This window comes from Azospira sp. (assembly GCF_030247495.1).
In the GTDB taxonomy this organism is placed as follows: Bacteria; Pseudomonadota; Gammaproteobacteria; order Burkholderiales; family Rhodocyclaceae; genus Azospira; species Azospira oryzae.
The window spans coordinates 649,728-668,372 of sequence record NZ_JAOTRW010000002.1 but is presented as its reverse complement, the minus strand read 5'-3'; the positions used below and the strand labels follow the sequence as shown (position 1 = coordinate 668,372).

The window sequence follows — 18,645 nt, the reverse complement described above, 5'->3', positions numbered from 1 at the left end:
CGTGACCGCTCCCCTTTTTGAATCCACCATCACCAGCCTGCCCCTCGTCGCCCGGGGCAAGGTGCGCGACATCTATTCCGTCGATGCCGACCACCTGCTGATCGTTACCACCGACCGGCTCTCCGCCTTCGACGTGATCCTGCCGGACCCCATCCCCGACAAGGGCAAGGTGCTGACCCAGGTGGCCAATTTCTGGTTCGAGAAGCTGGGCCACATCCTGCCCAGCCAGCTCTCCGGCATCGCCCCCGAATCCGTGGTCAAGCCCGAAGAGCGGTCCCAGGTGGAAGGCCGCGCCCTGGTGGTGAAGCGCTTGAAGCCCCTGCCCATCGAGGCCGTGGTGCGCGGTTACCTGATCGGTTCCGGCTGGAAGGACTACCAGGCCACCGGCGCCGTCTGCGGCATCCAGCTGCCCGCCGGCCTGCAGATGGCGGCCAAGCTGCCCGAGCCCATCTTCACCCCGGCCACCAAGGCCGACGTGGGCGACCACGACATCAACATCTCCTACGAGGAATCCAAGGTGCGCTGCGCCGAGCACCTGGCCGCCGACCTGGCGGGCACCGGCAAGACCGGCGCCCAGCTGGCCGAGGAAGCTAAGAACGCCGCCATCGCCCTGTACACCGAGGCTTCCGCCTATGCCCGCACCCGGGGCATCATCATCGCCGACACCAAGTTCGAGTTCGGCATCGACAAGGCCGGTACCCTGCACCTCATCGACGAGGCCCTGACCCCCGATTCCTCCCGCTTCTGGCCCGCCGACGGCTACGCCGAAGGCATCAGCCCCCCCAGCTTCGACAAGCAGTTCGTCCGCGACCACCTGGAAACCCTGACCTGGTGGGACAAGAAGGCTCCCGGTCCGCAGCTGCCGGCCGAGGTGATCGAAAAGACCGCCGCCAAGTATCGCGAAGCCTACGAGCGCCTCACCGGCCAGACCATGGCCTGATCGGGCCGGACTGCCGCGGGCCGCACCGCTTGTGCCGGTCGGCCTGGGCTTCCCCCAAAAGGGGCGGGAGATTCTCCCGCCCCTTTTGTTTTTGCCGGCCGGAAACCCGGACGGGCAGTTGCGGTCCAACCCATGTCCCCGCTCCAACCCTGAGAAGGAGATCATCATGGACATCCTGCACTCCCCCGTTCATCACGACCTGCCCCGGGTGCGCCACGTGGCCTGGTTCCGTCCCTTCCACTGGCTGGCCGGCGGCCTGCGGGACCTCTCCCGGCGGCCCGCCCTGAGCCTCTCCCTGGGCGCCCTGTTCGCCATCGGCGGCCTGTGCATCTTCGCCCTGGCCCAGGGCCGGCCCGAACTGCTGCTGGCGGCCGTCTCCGGCTTCCTCCTGGTAGGGCCTCTGCTGGCCGTGGGCTTCTACGAGATCAGCCGCCGCATCGCCGGCGGCGACCGGCTCGATGCCGCCGCCGTGGCCCATTCCCTGGCCGCCCGCTGGCGCCCCCTGGCCCTCTACGGCCTCTTTCTGGCCGCCATCTACTTCATCTGGGCCCAGCTGACCACGGCCCTGGTGGCCTATCTGCTGGGCAGCGAGTGGATCTGGGGCTTCGAGGAACTGGCCCGGGAAATCTTCCTCTCCGGCCGCCACCCCAACCTGGCCGCCATCTGGACCCTCAGCGGCGCCACCCTGGCCGCGGTGACCTTCCTGCTCTCGGTGGTGACGGCGCCCCTGCTGCTGGACCGGGAGGTGGAGGTGCACCACGCCATGGCCACCAGCATCAACGTGGTGGCGACCAATCTGCCGGCCATGCTGCTGTGGTCCTTCCTTATCGTCAGCCTGACCCTGTTCGGCTTCGTCACCCTGATGGCCGGCCTGGTGCTGATCATGCCCCTGCTGGGCCACGCCACCTGGCATGCCTACGCGGACCTTGTAGAATAGGCGCCAGACCCCATCTGCAAGAACAGACGTCCAGTTTCAGCGCCAGCCCACGGGCGGCCCAGGCCGCCCGTTTTTGTTGCCCCTACCGATAACATCTCCAGAGAACAGCCCATGAGCGCCAATCCCCTTCTTGCCACCGTCGGCCAGCCCCGTGCCGTGCTGCCGCCCTTCGACCGCATCGAGCCGGCCCACGTGCGGCCCGCCATCGAGCAGCTGCTGGCCGACAGCCGGGCCCTGGTGGCGCGCCTCACCGCCGCCGCCGTGCCGGCCACCTGGGACGATTTCGCGGCGCCCCTCAACGACGGCATCGAGCACCTCTCCTGGGCCTGGGGCATCGTCGGCCACCTGCACGGCGTCAATGACGTGCCCGAATGGCGCGAGGCCTACAACGACCTGTTGCCGGAGGTGACCCGCTTCTTCAGCGAACTGGGCCAGAACCTGGCCCTCTTCGAGAAGTACAAGGCCCTGGCCGCCTCCCCCGAATTCGCCGGCCTTTCCCCGGCCCGCAAGAGAATCCTGCACAACGAGATCCGCGACTTCCGCCTTTCCGGCGCCGAACTGCCGGAAGCGCAGAAGCCCCGCTTCCAGGCCATCCAGGAAGAACTGGCCAGCCTCTCCGCCAAGTTCTCGGAAAACCTGCTGGACGCCACCAACGCCTTCGCCGAAATCGTGACCGACGAGGCCGAACTGGCGGGCCTGCCGGAAGACGTGCAGGCGGCCGCCCGGGCCGCCGCCGAGAAGGAGGGCAAGGCCGGCTGGAAATTCACCCTGCACGCCCCCTCCTACATGCCGGTGATGCAGTACGCCGAGAGCCGCCGCCTGCGCCAGGCCCTGTACCGGGCCTACGCCACCCGAGCCGCCGAGTTCACCGACGGCAGCAGCAAGGCCGAGTGGGACAACACCCCCCTGATCCGCCGCATCCTGGAACTGCGGGCCGAAGAGGCCAAGATGCTGGGCTTCGACACCTTCGCCCAGGTTTCCCTGGTGCCCAAGATGGCCGACAGTCCGGAACAGGTGCTCGCCTTCCTCAACGACCTGGCGGTGAAGGCCAAGCCTTTCGCCGAGAAGGACCTGGCCGAGCTGAAGGCCTTCGCCAAGGCCGAACTGGGCATGGACGAACTGGAACCCTGGGATATCGGCTGGGCTTCGGAAAAGCTCAAGCAGGCCCGCTACTCCTTCTCCGACGAGGAGGTGAAGCAGTACTTCCCCGAACCCAAGGTGCTGGGCGGCCTGTTCAAGGTCATCGAGTCCCTCTTCAACGTCAAACTGAAGCCCGACGCGGCCCCCGTGTGGCATCCGGATGTGCGTTTCTTCCGCATCGAGACCGCCGCCGGCGAGCTGGTGGGCCAGTTCTACCTGGACCTCTACGCCCGGGAAACCAAGCGGGGCGGCGCCTGGATGGACGAAGCCATCACCCGCCGCGCCACCACCGCCGGCATCCAGACCCCGGTGGCCTACCTCAACTGCAATTTCCCCGCTCCGGTGGGGAACAAGCCTGCCACCTTCAGCCACGACGACGTCATCACCCTGTTCCACGAGACCGGCCACGGCCTGCACCACCTGCTGACCCGGGTGGAGGAGCTGGGTGTTTCCGGCATCCACGGCGTCGAGTGGGATGCGGTGGAACTGCCCTCCCAGTTCATGGAGAACTACTGCTGGGAGTGGGAAGTGCTGCAGGGCATGACCGGCCACGTGGATTCCGGCGAGCCGTTGCCCCGGGCTCTCTACGACAAGATGCTGGCGGCCAAGAACTTCCACAGCGGCCTCATGACCGTGCGCCAGCTGGAATTCTCCCTCTTCGACCTGCGCATCCACCACGGCTTCGATCCCAAGGGCGAGCAGACCGTGCTGGACGTGCTGAACGAGGTGCGCCGGGAAGTGGCGGTGCTGATTCCTCCCGCCTGGCACCGCTTCCCCAACAGCTTCGGCCACATCTTCGCCGGCGGCTACGCGGCGGGCTACTTCAGCTACAAGTGGGCCGAGGTGCTGTCGGCCGATGCCTACGCCGCCTTCGAGGAGGCCGGCAATCCCTTCGACGGGGCCACCGGCAAGCGCTTCCTGGACGAGATCCTCTCCGTCGGCGGTTCCCGCCCGGCGATCGACTCCTTCAAGGCCTTCCGCGGCCGGGAACCCAGCGTGGATGCCCTGTTGCGGCACAATGGTATGATCCCCGCGTAATCCGGCCCAACACCGCTGTCGGGAGATTTTTGCCATGAAACTGCTGCTGTCCCTGCTCGTCGGCTGCCTGGCCTGGGGTGCCGCCCAGGCCCAGACCACCTACCGCTGGATCGATCCCCAGACCGGCCAGACGGTCTTTTCCGACAAGCCGCCCCCCGCCGGGGTCAAGCAGGTGAGCAAGAAGCAGCTGGGCGCTGCCGCCGAAGGGGAAGAGAGCAGCCTGCCCTACGCCACCCGCCGCGCCGTGGAGAATTTCCCGGTGGTGCTGTACACCAGCAGCGACTGCGTCGAGACCTGCCGCCTGGGGCGGGACCTGCTCAACGCCCGGGGCGTTCCCTTCCGCGAGAAGATGATCGCCACCCCGGAGGATTACGAAGAACTCAAGCGCGTGGCCGGCAGCGAGCCGGTCGTGCCCATTCTCATGGTCGGCAAGCAGACCACCCGGGGCGTGGACAGCGCCGCCTGGAACAATCTGCTGGACCTGGCCGGCTACCCCAAGACGGCCCCCTACGGTTTCAAGCCCCGGGGCGCCCTGGAGAAATAGTTGTCGATGAAGTTTGCCACCTGGAACGTCAATTCCCTCAAGGTCCGCCTGCCCCATCTGCTGGAGTGGCTGGCCAAGGAGGCCCCCGATGTGGTCTGCCTGCAGGAAACCAAGCTGGAGGACCACAACTTCCCCCAGGCCGAGATCGAGGCCGCCGGCTACCAGGTCGCCTTTTCCGGCCAGAAGACCTACAACGGCGTCGCCCTGCTTTCGCGCCAGCCCCTGGCCGAGGTGCAGCGGGGCAATCCCCATTACGACGATCCCCAGAAGCGCCTCATCGCCGCCACGGTGGCCGGCGTGCGGGTGATCTGCGCCTATTTCCCCAACGGCCAGGAAGTGGGCAGCGACAAGTACGCCTACAAGCTGGAATGGCTGGCGGCCCTGGAAAAGTGGCTGGCCGAGGAACTGGCCGCCCATCCCCGACTGGTGCTGGCCGGCGACTTCAATATCGCCCCGGCCGATGCGGACGTGCACGACCCCCAGGCCTGGGCAGGCAAGATCCTCTGTTCCGAGCCGGAGCGGGCCGCCTGGCAGCGCCTGCTGGGCCTGGGCCTGAGCGACAGCTTCCGCCTCTTCGAGCAGCCGCCGGCCACCTTCTCCTGGTGGGATTACCGCATGGGCGGCTTCCGCCGCAACCTGGGCCTGCGCATCGACCACCTGCTGCTCTCCGCCCCCCTGGCGGCGGCCTGCAGCGCCGGGCGCATCGACAAGGAGCCCCGCACCTGGGAACGCCCGTCGGACCACGCCCCGGCCATCGCCGAAGTCGGCCCCGTCGCCTGATTCCCCAACCGGACCGCGCCCGACCATGGAACTGACCCCCGCCGGCCTGCTTGCCCTCTATCCCTCCCTGGCGGCCCTGCCGGCAGACCAGCTGGCCGCCCTGTGCCGGCCCGAGGCCCTGCTGCGGCTGCCCGCCGGCACCCAGCTGTTCGCCGAGCGCCAGCCCTGCCAGGGCTTCCCCCTGCTGCTGGAAGGCAGCATCAAGGTGGTGAAGACCGCCGCCAGCGGCCGGGAAATGCTGCTCTACCGGGTGGAGCCGGGGGAATCCTGCATCATCACCTCCAGCTGTCTCCTGGGCCATGCGCCCTATACCGCCCGGGGCGAGGCGGAAACGCCCATCACCCTGCTGATTCTGCCCAGCCCGGTGTTCGACCGGCTGGTGGCGGAGCAGGCCCGCTTCCGCGATTTCGTCTTCCACCTCTTTTCCGAGCGTCTGGCCGAACTGATGCAGCTGGTGGAGGAGGTGGCCTTCCACCGTCTCGACCAGCGCCTGGCCAAGCTGCTGCTGGCCAAGAACGGCGACACCCTGCATGCCACCCACCAGCAGCTGGCGGAAGAGCTGGGCAGCGTGCGGGAAATCGTCAGCCGGCTGCTGAAAGGCTTTGCCGCCCAGGGGCTGGTGGCCCTGGGGCGGGAACAGATCGGCATCCTGGACCGCAACGGTCTCAAGAGCCTGGCCGAGGCCGCCCGCTGAAGGCCGGCGGCCGCCTGGGCCGGCCGTGGCTTGGGCGCCTCCGGGCGCCGCTCGTGGGTGTGTGACCCAGGTTACATACGCTTGCCCGGGACCCCGCTATGCTGGGAGGGTCAAAACTCACTGGAGGCAGCAAGCATGAAAGCAAACGTTGGCGGTATCGACAAAATCCTGCGCATCGTCGTCGGCCTGGCCCTGATCGCCTGGGCCATCCTGGGCGGCCCGGTGTGGGCCTGGATCGGCGTGGTGCCCCTGGCCACCGGTTTCATGGGCTGGTGCCCGGCCTACACCCTGCTGGGCATCAAGACCTGCCCGATGAAGAAGGACTGAGGGAGCTTTTCCCGCGGGAGTGGCCGGGGCGGAAGTTTTCTGCGCCGGTTCTCTCCCGGGTTCTCTCCCGTTTTCCCCGACAGGGCGCCGCTGGCGCCCTGTTTGTTTTTGCGGCGGCAGAAAATGGGGAAGGCGGGAGCAGGCGCCTAGAGCAGGCGCAGGGCCGAGTCGAAATCCAGATGGGGCGGCGCCACCTCGGCCCGGGGGATGGCGGCAGGGAAGGTGAGGCGCAGGGGGCGGCCGGGGCGGGCGATTTCCGTCAGGGCCACGGGGGCGGCATTGGCCGCCTGGGGTGCCGTCATCAGGTTCATGGGGTCGAGCCAGAGCACCGTGGGGCGGATGGGCAGGCTCTCCTCGGCCGCCGCCAGATGGGCCTGCAGCTGTTCCAGGGTGGCCTCCAGCCAGCCGCTGCCGCTATGGGCGGCGGCCAGGGCGGCTTCGTTGTCGGACAGCTGTTGGCGCAGCTGGGCCACGTCCTGGTGGTGGGCGCCTTCTGCTTCCAGGCCGTTGAGGCCGGCCCGGCTCTGGGCCATGAGTGCCAGGCGGTGCCGCAGCAGGCCGTGCTCCGCCTCCAGGGCCCGGCCCCGGGCCTTGCTGGCGGTGATTTCGGCCAGGGCGTCCAGCACCAGGGCTTCCAGCACCATCTCCTGGGTGCGCTGCTGCAGGGCCTGGGGGCTGGCGGAAAAGCCCACCAGGCGGAAGTCCCCGAAGCTGATGCTGTGCCGCTCCACGTCCCGGCGCAGCAGTTCCCCTTCCAGGGCGGTGCCCAGGGTGGTGTGCTGTTGCGGCGTGGCGGCGACGATGCAGTAGATGGTGTCGCCGCAGCCGTCGCCGCCGCTGTCGAGGAATTCCCGCAGGTCCGGGCTGGCGTTCACGGTGGCGGTGATGTCCTCGGGGCGGGCGAAGAGGGCCCGCAGCACCGGGCTGGCGGCCCAGCGGGAGGCTTGCAGGGGAATGCAGTCGGCCTGGCGGGCGGCGATGCTGCGGGCGTAGTCGAGGGCGTGGGCGACGGCCGGGGCGAGGCGCTCCCGGGCGCCGTGCATGGCCTGCAGGCGCGGATCGACGCCGGCCATGACCTGGTGGATGGCCTGCTGCAGGCCGTCGTCCGCCAGGTCGCTGTGGCGGGGGCCGAGCAGCCAGTCGAAAAAGCCCATGGCGTGCGCGTGAGCGGGAAGCCGGCGGGCGCGGCCGCTCAGGCGGCGGGCCGGCCCACCATGTCCAGGGCCACGGCTTCGGCCACCTTGATGCCGTCCACCCCGGCGGAGAGGATGCCTCCGGCGTAGCCGGCGCCTTCGCCGGCCGGGTACAGGCCCCGGGTGTTGAGGCTCTGCAGGTCGTCGCCGCGCTTGATGCGGATGGGAGAGGAGGTGCGGGTCTCGACCCCGGTCATGACCGCGTCGGCCATGGCAAAGCCGCGGATCTGCTTGTCGAAGGCCGGCAGGGCCTCGCGCAGGGCCTGCACCACGTAGGAGGGCAGGCACTGGGAGAGATCGGTCCAGTGCACTCCCGGCGTGTAGGAGGGCTCGACCCCGCCCGGGGCGGTGGAGGGCCGCCCGGCGAGGAAGTCGCCGACCCGCTGGGCGGGGGCGGCGTAGGTGCCGCCGCCGGCTTCGAAGGCCTTCGATTCCCAGTAGCGCTGGAAGTCGATGCCGGCCAGGGGATGGCCCGGGTAGTCCGTCTCCGGCGCGATGCCGACGACGATGCCGCTGTTGGCGTTGCGCTCGTTGCGCGAATACTGGCTCATGCCGTTGGTCACCACCCGGCCCGGCTCCGAGGTGGCGGCCACCACGGTGCCGCCGGGGCACATGCAGAAGCTGTAGGCGGAACGGCCGTTGCTGCAGTGGTGCACCAGCTTGTAGTCGGCGGCGCCGAGCAGGGGGTGGCCGGCGAAGGGGCCGAAGCGGGCCTTGTCGATGAGGGCCTGGGGATGCTCGATGCGCACGCCGATGGAGAAGGGCTTGGCCTCGATATAGACGCCCTTGGCGTAGAGCATGTGGAAGGTGTCCCGGGCGCTGTGGCCCACGGCCAGCACCACATGGTCGCTGGGGATGCGCTCGCCGTTGGCCAGCACCACGCCGCGCACCTGGCCGTTGCCGGCGGCGTCCCGCTCGATCTCGATTTCCTCGACCCGGCAGCCGAAACGCACTTCGCCGCCCAGTTCGATGATGTTGGCCCGCATTTTCTCCACCATGCCCACCAGGCGGAAGGTGCCGATGTGGGGCTTGCTGATGTAGAGAATTTCCTCCGGCGCCCCGGCCTTGACGAACTCTTCCAGGACCTTGCGCCCGTGGTGCTGAGGGTCCTTGATCTGGCTGTAGAGCTTGCCGTCGGAGAAGGTGCCGGCGCCGCCTTCGCCGAACTGCACGTTGGAATCCGGGTTCAGCTCGCCCTTGCGCCACAGGCCCCAGGTGTCCTTGGTGCGTTCCCGCACCGCCTTGCCCCGCTCCAGGATGATGGGCTTGAAGCCCATCTGGGCCAGCAGCAGGCCGGCAAAGAGGCCGCAGGGGCCGGTGCCGATGACCACGGGCCGCGTCGCCAGCTGGGCCGGGGCCCGGGCGACGAAGCGGTAGGTGGTGTCGGGGGAGGGCATGACGTGCTTGTCGCCAGCCAGGCGCTTGAGCACGGCGGCCTCGTCGCGCACCTCGGCGTCGATGGCGTAGATGAAGACGATGGCGGACTTCTTGCGCGCATCGAAGCTGCGGCGATAGACCGAATAGCCCAGCAGGTCCCCGTCGGCGATGCCCAGGCGCTGGCAGACGGCGCTGCGCAGGTCCGCTTCGGGGTGGTCCAGGGGGAGCTTGATTTCGGTCAGTCGTAGCATGGGATGAATCCGTAACACCGGGGGTGAGCCAAGGCCGCCATTTTACCCGCTTGGCCGGCGGCCCGCCGCGGCGGCAATGGCGTGGCGCCAGTAGTCGTCAGGGGGATGGGCTGGGAGGCAGAAAGGACGGGCCTGCCGGCGATGCCATGCCCGGCAGCCGCATCCCGCCTGCCTCTCCGGGGTGCCTAGTTTTCGGGCTTGACCAGGCTGTTGGCCAGGGCGATGTAGTCGGCCACCGGCACGTCTTCGGCCCGGGCCGTGGGCTTGATGCCGTGGGCTTCGAGCCAGGCTTCGCCGCCCAGTTCCTTGAGGGTGTTGCGCAGCATCTTGCGCCGCTGGGAGAAGGCGGCCTGCACCACCTTTTCCAGCAGGGCCGGGTCCTTCGCCGTGAGTTCCTCCTGGGGCCGGGGAATCAGGCGCACCACGGCCGAATCCACCTTGGGCGCCGGGTCGAAGGATTCGGGCGGCACATCCAGCAGCCAGTCCATGTAGAAGCGGTACTGCAGCATCACCGAGAGGCGGCTGTATTCGCTTTCGCCGGGCAGGGCCACCATGCGCTCCACCACTTCCTTCTGCAGCATGAAGTGCATGTCCCGCACCATGGGGGCGAAGCTGGCCAGGTGGAAGAGCAGGGGGGTGGAGATGTTGTAGGGCAGGTTGCCGACGATCTGCAGGTTGGGGCCCAGCTGGCCGAAGTCGAACTCCAGGGCGTCGCCCTCGTGGATGGTCAGCTTGTCCTTGGGGTACTGCTTTTTCAGGCGGGCGATCAGGTCCCGGTCGATCTCCACCACGTGCAGGTGGTCCACCCGGGCCATCAGGGGCACGGTCAGGGCGCCCAGGCCGGGGCCGATTTCCACCACCTGGCCGTCCCGGGGCGGATTCACGGCGCCCACGATGTCGGCGACGATTTGCGGGTCCTGCAAAAAGTTCTGGCCGAAGCGCTTGCGGGCGATGTGTTTCATGGGGACTCGATGATTAAAGGGTGGGGAGCTGGGGTCGGTGCCGCCGGACTGCCGCGCCGGGGGGCGGGCGACAGGCGAAGGGGGCGTATTTTACCCGCAGCTTCAGTCCGTTACCTTTATTTTTGCCGCCAGGGTCTGCAACTGCTCCAGGCCCGGCTCCTTGCGCGGCCACACCAGACCGACGCCGTCGCCGGCGTGGCGGGGCAGCACGTGCAGGTGCAGGTGGGGCACGGTCTGCCAGCCCTGGGGCCGGTTGGCCTGGAGGATGGTGATGCCTTCGGGGCCGAAGGCGTCCTGCACCGCCAGGGCGATCTTGCGGGCGGCGCGCATGAGGGCGGCGGCGGTTTCCTCGTCGGCGTCGAGCAGGGTCTCGAAGGGCTTCTTGCTCACCACCAGGACGTGGCCCGGATTGACCTGGCCCGCATCCATGAAGGCGAAGACGTGGCCGTCCTCGTACACCTTGGCGCAGGGCAGTTCGCCGTTGATGATGCGGCTGAAAACGGTCTGGTTCATGGCTTCTCCTCGTGGCTGTGGCGGGCAGTATAGGCCAGGGGGCGGAGCGGGCATAATGGCGCCTTCCCTTACAGGTTCCGCCCCCATGTCCGCAGCCGCCTCCTGTCCTCCCAAGCCCCTGGCCGGCCTCAAGGTCGTCGAGCTGGGCACCCTCATCGCCGGGCCCTTCGCCTCCCGCCTGCTGGCCGAGTTCGGCGCCGAGGTGGTGAAGATCGAGTCGCCGGACGGCGGCGATCCCCTGCGCAAGTGGCGCAAGCTGTACGAAGGCACCTCCCTGTGGTGGTTCGTCCAGTCCCGCAACAAGCAGTCGGTGACGGTGAACCTGAAGCATCCCCAGGGGCGGGACATCGTGCGCAAGCTGGTGGCGGAGGCGGACATCGTGGTGGAGAACTTCCGCCCCGGGGTCATGGAAAAACTGGGCCTCTCCTGGGAGGAACTTTCCGCCCTCAACCCGGGCCTGGTCATGCTGCGCCTCTCCGGCTTCGGCCAGACCGGGCCCTACAAGGACCAGCCGGGCTTCGGCGCCGTGGGCGAGAGCATGGGCGGCCTGCGCTACATCACCGGCTTTGCCGACCGGCCGCCGGTGCGCACCGGCATTTCCATCGGCGACTCCATCGCCGCCCTGTGGGGCGTCTTCGGCACCCTCATGGCCCTGCGCCACAAGGAGGTGCAAGGGGGCAACGGGCAGGTGGTGGACGTGGCCCTGTACGAGGCCATTTTCGCCATGATGGAATCCCTGGTGCCCGAGTTCGACGTCTTCGGCTTCGTGCGGGAGCGCACCGGCAACATCATGCCCGGCATCACCCCCTCCAACACCCATAAGACCCGGGACGGCAAGTTCGTCACCATCGGCGCCAACGGCGATGCCATCTTCCAGCGCCTGATGCGGGCCCTGGGGCGGGAGGATCTGGCCACCGACCCGGGCCTGGCCGACAACGCCGGCCGGGATGGGCGCCGGGACGAGGTATACGCCCTGATCGACGCCTGGGTGGCAGGCCTGGACGAGGCCGAACTGCTGGCCAAGCTGGAAGCGGCGGAGGTGCCCGCCTCCCGGGTCTATTCGGTGGCCGACATGTTCGCCGATCCCCAGTTCCTGGCCCGGGAGATGATCCAGTCCGCCCGCCTGCCGGACGGCAAGGACTTCAAGGTGCCGGGCATCGTGCCCAAGCTTTCTGCCACCCCTGGCGGCACCGAATGGCTGGGGCCGGGGCTGGGGGAACATACCGAGGCGGTGCTGACCCGGCTCGGCTACGACGCCGAGGCCATCGCCGCCCTGCGCGAGGCCGGGGCAATCTGAGAGAATAGGGGCCTCGGCTTGGGGCCGTTGCCGCTGCCGCCAGGTACTCCGGCGGCGGTTCCGGCCTGAGCCGGAGGGCGGCCGTTTCAGTCCAGCTTGAAGCGCACCGGCAGGATCGCCTCCCGGGGCGCCCCTTCCGGCAGGGCCTTGAGCTGGCGGGCGGCGCCGACGGCGGCCTGGTCCAGCAGGGGCTGGCCGCTGCTGCGCTCCACCCGGGCCGCCTGCACATTGCCGTTGGCGTCGAGGAACAGCAGCAGCAATACCTCGCCCTGCAGGCCCCGGGCAATGGCCTCGGGCGGATACAGGGGCTGCCGCGCCAGCTGGCTGAAGGCGCTGCGGGCGGCGTTCCCCGCCAGGACCGGGTAACCGTTGAAGCTGGCCGGCGGCTCCTTGAAGCGGGCCGGTGCCGGTTTGGCCGGGGCCTTTTTCTCGGGCTTGGGCTTGGCGGTCGCAGGTTTCTCCGGTGGCGGCGGCGCTGCTTCTTCCCGGGGCGGTGGCGGCGGCGGTTCCTGGGCGGCAGGCGTTACCGGCGGCGGCCGCAGGCGCGCCTGCAACGGCACGGCGGCCCGGGCCGGCGCCGCCGGAGGCGGCAGCAGCAGGAGCGCGGCGGCATGGAGCGCGAGAGAACAGAGAAGGGCGGCGTGAAACCGGTGGAACCGCATCGGCAGTCGCAGAAGGATCGCAAGGGGCCCGTTGCGGGCCGTGAGCAAAAGCGTCTTTAGACCACAAGCCGGGGGGGCGATGCAAGCGCCTTCGGCGGCACAACGGAAGCGAATGATGAAATTTTCCCCCACCCTGCCCACCCGCAGCCACCCGGCGACGCCGGCCCGGCGCCTCCTCGCCGCCCTGGCCCTCGGCCTGTGTCTCGGCACGGGTCCGGCCCTGGCCCAGCAGGCGGCAGGCTTCCAGCCGCCCAGCCCGATCAGCTTCGGCGTCGCCCTGGAAATGGGCAACCTGGACCAGGCCCGGGAATGGCTGGACGCGGGCCTGCCGCCGGACTACCAGGCGGACCGGGTCGGCACCGGCCTGATGATCGGCGCCTGGGAGGGCAATGTGGCCCTGATGGAGCTGTTCCACGCCCGGGGCGCCGACCTCAACGCGGTGAACGACAAGGGCGAGCAGGCCCTGCTGCTGGCGGCCTGGAAGGGCCACCTGAAGGCGGTGCAGTGGCTGCTGGAGCATGGCGCCCAGGTGAACCGGGAGGGTTATGCCTGGTCCGCCCTGCACTACGCCGTCTTCGCCGGCCACGCCGAGGTGGCCGAATATCTGCTGAAGCGGGGTGCCGACGTCAATGCCCAGGCCCCCAACGGCTCCTCGGTGCTGATGATGGCCGCCTACGAAGGCAAGGACGCCCTGGCCGTGCGTCTCATGGAATGGGGCGCCGACCCCAAGCTGCGCAACGAGAACGGCCAGACCGCCCTGGATTGGGCCATGAAATACGACCACCTGAAGGTGGCCCGGGTCATCACCAATCCGGAAGAATTCATCGACGCCGCCAACCGGCCCAAGGCCGACTGGGGCGTGGCCCGCAAGTCGGAAAAGGTGCCGGCGGAAATCCAGCGCCTCTTGGAAGTGCGGCGGGCCATGGAGGCCAAGGGCTACGACCTGTCCCGCATCGACCAGCGCATCTCCGCAGCCCGGGCCCGCTACGCCCGCCTGCCCCCCGGCGCCCGGGACCTGCCGCCGGCCATCGGCCTGGAAATCTCCGCCAGCCGCGCCAACCCCCAGGTCCAGAAGGCACGCCTGGTGGGCAAGCCGGCGGCCCCTGCCGTCGCGAAGAAGCCGGCAGCGGCACGGGGCAAGGCCACCCCGGCGAAGAAGCGCTGATGCGCCGTCCCGCCGTGGCGCCCCGCTAAGGGCCGTCCGGCGGGCGTCTGCGGGGAGGGCTGTTCCTGGTTCTCGTCTGACGGCGTTTCCGCTGCCGGCGCTTGTCGCCGCGGCCAGTTCGGCTGTCGACCACCGATGGCGCCTGGCGCCTGGATGATTCGATAGCGCTCCGTCCGCTTCACCCGTCCGTTGCCACGAAAGACAAAGGCCGCCCGCGGGCGGCCTTTGTCGTTGGGGCATAAGCCTGGAGCCAGCCCGCTCCCGGTCTCAACTGCTGAACAGGGAGGTCACCGTGGCCGGATTGCTCAGGCCGCCGATCAGCCCCAGGCCGCTCAGGTTGTTGTTGCTGCTGCCGAGCAGGCTGCTCAGCAGGGAGTCGGTGCTGCCGAGGGAGGCGGTCAGGTTGCCCAGGCCGCTGTACTGGCTGAGCCAGTTCTGCTGCTGGTTGAACATGGCGTTGAGCAGATTGCTCTGCAGGTTGGCCGTGCTGAGGCCGGCGGTGGTCAGGCTGGGAGCGGCGGACTTGAGCAGGTTGTCCACCGCCAGGGCGCCGTCTTCGCTGACCTGGGCCAGGATGCGATCGGCCACCCCTTCGCCCTTGTCGGTGGAAAAGAGGCTGGCCACCGCGTCCGCATTACTGCTCAGGGCCGAGCGCAGCTTTTCCGTATCGACGCTGAGGCTGCCGTTGGCATTGCTGCTGATGCCGATGTCCGCGAGCTTCTGGATGTTGCCCGAGCCCGCGGCGGCTCCCGGCGTCAGGGCCTGGCTCAATGTGTTGCGCAGATAGGGGGCCGTCAGGTTGAAGCCGGCGTATTCCCGGGACAGGCTGTTGAGGCCGCTCTGCACGGCGTTGTAGGCCTTGACGAAGTCGGTCACCGCCGCCGCCTGGTCCGCATTGCCGCCGACCGTGAGATTGGTGATGCCGGTGGCGTTGAGCTTGAGGGTCAGACCTTCCACCGAGGTGGTGGCCGTGTTGGTGCCGGAGGTGAAGGCGCTGCCGTTCACCGAGCCCTTGGCGTCCTGGGCCTGTTGGGTCAGCAAAAGGCCGTTGCCGCCCGGCGGGCTGCTGAAAAAGTCGGAAAGGGTGCTGTCGCCGCTGGCGCTGACGGTGAAGGCATTGCCCGCCCCGCTTTCGCCGGAAAGCTGCAACTGGTAGCCGGTGGGGCCGCTGACCACGCTGGCGGAAACGCCGATGTCGGCCCGGTTGATGGCAGCTGCCAGCCCCTTGACGGTGTTGTCGCCGCCGCCGACATCCACCGACGCGCTGCGCCCGTTGGCGAACTGGAAATTGACCGTGGTGTCGGCGCCGCTTCCAATGGCGGTGTATTGGGTGGCCTGGGCGGCGGAGGTGAGCACCTGCTGCTGGGCCAGCTGATCCACCCGCACCGTATAGGCCCCCTGGGCCGTGCCTTCCGCGGCGCTACCCCGGGCCACGGTGGGGGCGGAGGAGGCGACGGAAAGGGAGGAGAAGGCGCCGGGCTTGGTCAGCTTCTCGGCTGCCGTCTGCAGATTGCTGACGGCGCTCAAGGTCTGGCCCAGGCTGGAAACCGTGGTCCAACTGCTGCCGCTGCCGGATACGGAAGAACTCCCCTGGCTGCGGTTGGCAGCTGCGACAGCGCCGAGGGAGGACAGACCGCCCAGGCCGTATAGGCCATAGGGGTTGTAGTAGGCGTAGATGGAGGTGAGACCGCTGCTGTCCATGGCGTACTCCCGGTAAAAGGCAGGGGGACGCTTTCTTTATAGCACCGGCATGGGGCAATTTCCGTGAAATACGAGACATTTGCCGCCAAATGCCTACTTTTTCTCCGTGGCTTTACGGGCGTTCTCGTACAGGGGCATGACCTGGGGCAGGTGGCGGCGGATGTCGCCGATGCGGTCCTTGCCGGCCGGGTGGGTGGAGAACCAGGCCAGGTTGCCGCCGCCCCCGGAGGCCTGGCCCATCTTCTGCCACAGGCTGATGCCGGCCCGCGGGTCGTAGCCGGCCCGGGCCGCCAGGTCCAGGCCCACCAGGTCGGCCTCGCTCTCGTCGTCCCGGGAAAACTTCAGGCTCAGCATGTTGCCGCCGAACTGGAACAGGTCGGCGTACTGGCCCCGGCCGACGAACTGGCCGAGGAGGCTGGCGCCCAGCTGGGTCAGGCCGCTCTTGGCCGTCTGCTCCCGGGCGTGCTCGCGCAGGGCGTGGGCCATTTCGTGGCCCATGACCACGGCGATCTCGTCGTCCGTCAACTTCAGGCCTTCCACCAGGCCGGTGAAAAAGGCGATCTTGCCGCCGGGCATGCAGAAGGCGTTGATGTCCCGGGAGCCGATCAGGTTCACTTCCCAGCGCCATTGTCCGGCCCGGGGGTTGAAGCGGTCGGCGAAGGGGATCAGGCGCCGGGCGATGGCCTGCAGGCGCCGCGCCTGGGGATGGTCCGCCGGCGCCAGGGCCCGCTGCCGGGCGGCCTGCTGCTTCAGCTGCTCGTATTCCTGGCCGGCCTGGCGCTCGATCTGCTCCGCCGGCACCAGCCGGCGCAGGGCCGAAGGCTTGCCCACGTCGATGCCTTCCTGGGCGGCCAGGGGCGCGGCGTTCAGGGCTGCGAGGAAGAGCAGGGCGAGGCAACGGTGGCGGCTGGGCATGGCGGCGACAGGGAGTAATGACAGCATGGAGTTGGGGGCGGCGGCGCCGGCTTCAAGCCCGGGGCGGCGATGGAGACGCATCAACGGCGGTCAATCGAGAAAGCCGGCGGCCCGCAGTTCCCGGGCCATGGCCTGGAGACCGACGTGGGCGCCCAGGGGCAGGCTGACGCCGCGGTCGGTGCATACCTCCGCTTCGCCGGGATTGATGCGGATCAGGGGGGCGCCGCGCATTTCGCCGAACCAGCGCACCGTGGGGATGGCGGTGCCGGCCCCCAGCTCGATCACCACCGGGCGCTGCACCGTGGCCAGCCAGTTTTCCAGGCGCTGGCGTTGTACTTCGGTGCGGCCGGACTGCCAGTTCCAGTCGCCGAACATGAGCACGTTGGGCCGGGCCAGGGCGCCGCAGTCGGGGCAGCGGGGTAGGGGCGAGCGCAGGCGGCAGCGGGCCTCGTCCACCTCCGGCGCGAAATCCGCCGCCGGCCAGATGTGGCCCCGGCAGTCGTGGAAGCACTGCAGGTGGTGCAGGCTGCCGTGGCATTCGGCCACCTGCAGTTCGTCGAAGCCGGCCTTCTGGAACTGGCCGTCCACGTTGCTGGTGAAGACGAAGGCGCCCCGTTCCAGGCGCTCGGCCATGGCCCGCAGCAGGGCGAAGCCGGCGTGGGGCGTGGTGCGGCGGTAGAGGTTGAGGCGATGGGCGTAGAAGCCCCAGGCCTGCTCCGGGTCCCGCACGAAGGCGTCGGGGCAGGCGATTTCCTCGAACATCAGGCGCTGCAGTCCCAGGGCCGGGTAGGCCCGCCAGAAGCCTTCCGGGCCGCGGAAGTCCGGCAGGCCTGAATCGATGCCCATGCCGGCGCCGGCCGTGATGAGCAGGCCGTCGGCTTCGAGCACGTACTGGGCGGCAGTGGTGATGGGGTCCTGCATGGGCGGACGTACGGGCGTGGCGGAACGTCCAGTGTAATGCCGGCGGCGGCCGCCGCACAGGGGCCGCCGCCGGCCCGGTCCTGCTGCCGCCTCAGCCGGTGGCCAGCTTCATGCCGACCACGCCGGCGATGACCACCGCCATGGCGCCCATCTGGCCGCTGTTGAGCTGGTCGCCGAAGAAGAGGGCGCCGCAGATGGCGACGCCGACGGCACCGAGGCCGGTCCACACCGCGTAGGCGACGCCGGCGGGAATGCCCCGCATGGCCAGGGAGAGCAGGGCCATGTTCACCAGGGTCAGGCCGAGGGAGGCGGCCACGGGCCAGGGGCCGGGATGCTGCTGGATGTATTTGAGGCTCAGGGCCCAGAGGATTTCCGTGACCACCGCCACGGCGAGAATCAGCCAATAGCCGACCATAGCTTGCTCCTGTGCAAGAAGATCGGGCTCAGGGAACGGGACGGGGCGTCTGGAAACCCGGGAGAAGGCGCCGCCGTCCGGGCGCCGCGGCGCCGGGAGGGGCGCGATTATGCCACGGCCGGCCCCGCTTCAGCGATGCAGCAGGTCCAGCAGGTGGAGGAACAGGTTGATGATGTCCAGGTACAGGCTGATGGCCAGGTCCAGGGCCTTTTCCCAGTCGTTGCGGGGGCTGCGGGTGAGGCGGTTGAAGTCGAACACCAGGTAGCCGACGAAGACGGCGCAGCCGAACAGGGCCAGCAGGCGTCGCCAGCCGTCGGAGATGGAAAACAGCAGGCGGTAGAGGCCCCCCAGGAGCACCAGGGTGAGGCCGGCGAAGAGGGTGCTGCCGAGAAAGGAAAAGTCGATGCCGGCATAGGCGCCCACCAGGAAGGCGGCGAAAGTGAGCATGGCGGTGAGGGCCAGGACCTTGCCCCCCAGGTTCTCGTCGACCGACACCAGGGCCAGGGCCAGCTCGATGCCCGTCAGCAGCGACCACAGGCAGAAGAGGGGCAGGCCGACGGCCAGGTTGTGCTGGCCGACGAAGAGCAGCAGGAGAAAGACCGCCACATCCACCCCCAGCAGCAGCCAGAACCAGGGGGCGACGGCCTGCCAGTCCAGCTCCAGGTCCAGCTCGCCGGATTCCAGCAGACTGCCGCCGACCCAGGCCGCCCGGGCGTAGTAGCGCTGGCGCAGCCAGAGGATGAAGAGGAAGGTGCTGGCCCAGGTCAGGGCCAGCTGGATGGTGAGAATGAGGAAGGTCTTGCCGTAGAGGGTGTCGAGCATGGCGGGCGCGCTACGGAGAAAATGCAATTATGCCATTGGCGTTACGCAATG

19 protein-coding genes are annotated in these 18,645 nt (G+C 69.0%); 9 read left to right on the top strand and 10 right to left on the bottom strand.

Features of this window, described 5'->3' with window-relative positions; translation table 11 throughout:
• Position 1 precedes the first annotated feature (1 nt).
• The 7 genes from OEL49_RS03060 (at position 2) to OEL49_RS03030 (ending at position 6,400) form a co-directional block, all read left to right on the top strand.
• A complete protein-coding gene (locus OEL49_RS03060; RefSeq protein ID WP_130459098.1) occupies positions 2–940 on the top strand; it encodes a phosphoribosylaminoimidazolesuccinocarboxamide synthase in 939 nt (312 codons plus the stop codon).
• 166 nt (positions 941–1,106) lie between these two features.
• On the top strand, positions 1,107–1,877 hold the full coding sequence (locus tag OEL49_RS03055; RefSeq protein WP_130459097.1) for a DUF2189 domain-containing protein: 771 nt from the start codon (positions 1,107–1,109) through the stop codon (positions 1,875–1,877).
• A 111-nt stretch (positions 1,878–1,988) separates the two neighbouring features.
• Positions 1,989–4,055 carry a M3 family metallopeptidase gene (locus tag OEL49_RS03050; RefSeq protein WP_287873973.1) on the top strand — a complete coding sequence of 689 codons (2,067 nt, stop codon included), beginning with the start codon at positions 1,989–1,991 and terminating at the stop codon, positions 4,053–4,055.
• A 34-nt stretch (positions 4,056–4,089) separates the two neighbouring features.
• On the top strand, positions 4,090–4,599 hold the full coding sequence (locus tag OEL49_RS03045; protein WP_130459095.1) for a glutaredoxin family protein: 510 nt from the start codon (positions 4,090–4,092) through the stop codon (positions 4,597–4,599).
• 6 nt (positions 4,600–4,605) lie between these two features.
• A complete protein-coding gene (xth, locus tag OEL49_RS03040) occupies positions 4,606–5,379 on the top strand; it encodes an exodeoxyribonuclease III (protein ID WP_287873972.1) in 774 nt (257 codons plus the stop codon).
• Between the two features lie 25 nt (positions 5,380–5,404).
• A complete protein-coding gene (locus tag OEL49_RS03035; protein ID WP_130459093.1) occupies positions 5,405–6,073 on the top strand; it encodes a Crp/Fnr family transcriptional regulator in 669 nt (222 codons plus the stop codon).
• Between the two features lie 135 nt (positions 6,074–6,208).
• Positions 6,209–6,400, top strand: coding sequence for a YgaP family membrane protein (locus OEL49_RS03030; RefSeq protein WP_014235169.1), 192 nt, complete (start codon positions 6,209–6,211; stop codon positions 6,398–6,400).
• A gap of 146 nt (positions 6,401–6,546) precedes the next feature.
• On the opposite strand, the gene OEL49_RS03025 is transcribed toward OEL49_RS03030, so the two are convergent.
• The 4 genes from OEL49_RS03025 to OEL49_RS03010 form a co-directional block, all read right to left on the bottom strand.
• The gene (locus OEL49_RS03025) at positions 6,547–7,554 is read right to left on the bottom strand and encodes a hypothetical protein (protein WP_287873971.1); all 1,008 of its coding nucleotides are present in this window, start codon (positions 7,552–7,554) and stop codon (positions 6,547–6,549) included.
• Between the two features lie 38 nt (positions 7,555–7,592).
• Positions 7,593–9,221, bottom strand: coding sequence for an NAD(P)/FAD-dependent oxidoreductase (locus OEL49_RS03020; RefSeq protein WP_287873970.1), 1,629 nt, complete (start codon positions 9,219–9,221; stop codon positions 7,593–7,595).
• 185 nt (positions 9,222–9,406) lie between these two features.
• On the bottom strand, positions 9,407–10,183 hold the full coding sequence (rsmA, locus tag OEL49_RS03015; protein ID WP_014235166.1) for a 16S rRNA (adenine(1518)-N(6)/adenine(1519)-N(6))-dimethyltransferase RsmA: 777 nt from the start codon (positions 10,181–10,183) through the stop codon (positions 9,407–9,409).
• A 102-nt stretch (positions 10,184–10,285) separates the two neighbouring features.
• Positions 10,286–10,696, bottom strand: a complete 411-nt coding sequence (locus tag OEL49_RS03010; protein ID WP_014235165.1) for an HIT family protein — start codon at positions 10,694–10,696, stop codon at positions 10,286–10,288.
• 85 nt (positions 10,697–10,781) lie between these two features.
• Between OEL49_RS03010 and OEL49_RS03005 the strand changes: the two genes are divergently transcribed.
• Positions 10,782–11,993, top strand: coding sequence for a CaiB/BaiF CoA transferase family protein (locus OEL49_RS03005; RefSeq protein ID WP_287873969.1), 1,212 nt, complete (start codon positions 10,782–10,784; stop codon positions 11,991–11,993).
• An 86-nt stretch (positions 11,994–12,079) separates the two neighbouring features.
• Here the strand turns inward: OEL49_RS03005 and OEL49_RS03000 are convergent, their stop codons facing one another.
• Complete coding sequence (locus OEL49_RS03000; RefSeq protein WP_287873968.1) at positions 12,080–12,655, bottom strand: energy transducer TonB; 576 nt, start codon at positions 12,653–12,655, stop codon at positions 12,080–12,082.
• A gap of 115 nt (positions 12,656–12,770) precedes the next feature.
• On the opposite strand from OEL49_RS03000, the gene OEL49_RS02995 reads away from it, so the two are divergent.
• Positions 12,771–13,820: an ankyrin repeat domain-containing protein gene (locus tag OEL49_RS02995; protein ID WP_287873967.1), complete on the top strand. Its 1,050-nt coding sequence runs from the start codon at positions 12,771–12,773 to the stop codon at positions 13,818–13,820.
• Between the two features lie 267 nt (positions 13,821–14,087).
• On the opposite strand, the gene fliD is transcribed toward OEL49_RS02995, so the two are convergent.
• From fliD to OEL49_RS02970, 5 genes are all read right to left on the bottom strand, one after another.
• Positions 14,088–15,521 (bottom strand): flagellar filament capping protein FliD, encoded by a 1,434-nt coding sequence (gene fliD, locus OEL49_RS02990; RefSeq protein WP_287873966.1) that lies wholly within the window; start codon positions 15,519–15,521, stop codon positions 14,088–14,090.
• A 93-nt stretch (positions 15,522–15,614) separates the two neighbouring features.
• Complete coding sequence (locus OEL49_RS02985; RefSeq protein WP_287873965.1) at positions 15,615–16,517, bottom strand: M48 family metallopeptidase; 903 nt, start codon at positions 16,515–16,517, stop codon at positions 15,615–15,617.
• Between the two features lie 9 nt (positions 16,518–16,526).
• Positions 16,527–17,357: an SIR2 family NAD-dependent protein deacylase gene (locus tag OEL49_RS02980; protein WP_014235159.1), complete on the bottom strand. Its 831-nt coding sequence runs from the start codon at positions 17,355–17,357 to the stop codon at positions 16,527–16,529.
• Positions 17,358–17,448: 91 nt separating this feature from the next.
• Entirely contained in the window at positions 17,449–17,772 is a 324-nt protein-coding gene (locus OEL49_RS02975) for a DMT family transporter (protein ID WP_287873964.1), read from the bottom strand.
• 129 nt (positions 17,773–17,901) lie between these two features.
• Complete coding sequence (locus OEL49_RS02970) at positions 17,902–18,594, bottom strand: Bax inhibitor-1 family protein (protein WP_287873963.1); 693 nt, start codon at positions 18,592–18,594, stop codon at positions 17,902–17,904.
• Between the last annotated feature and the right edge of the window lie 51 nt (positions 18,595–18,645).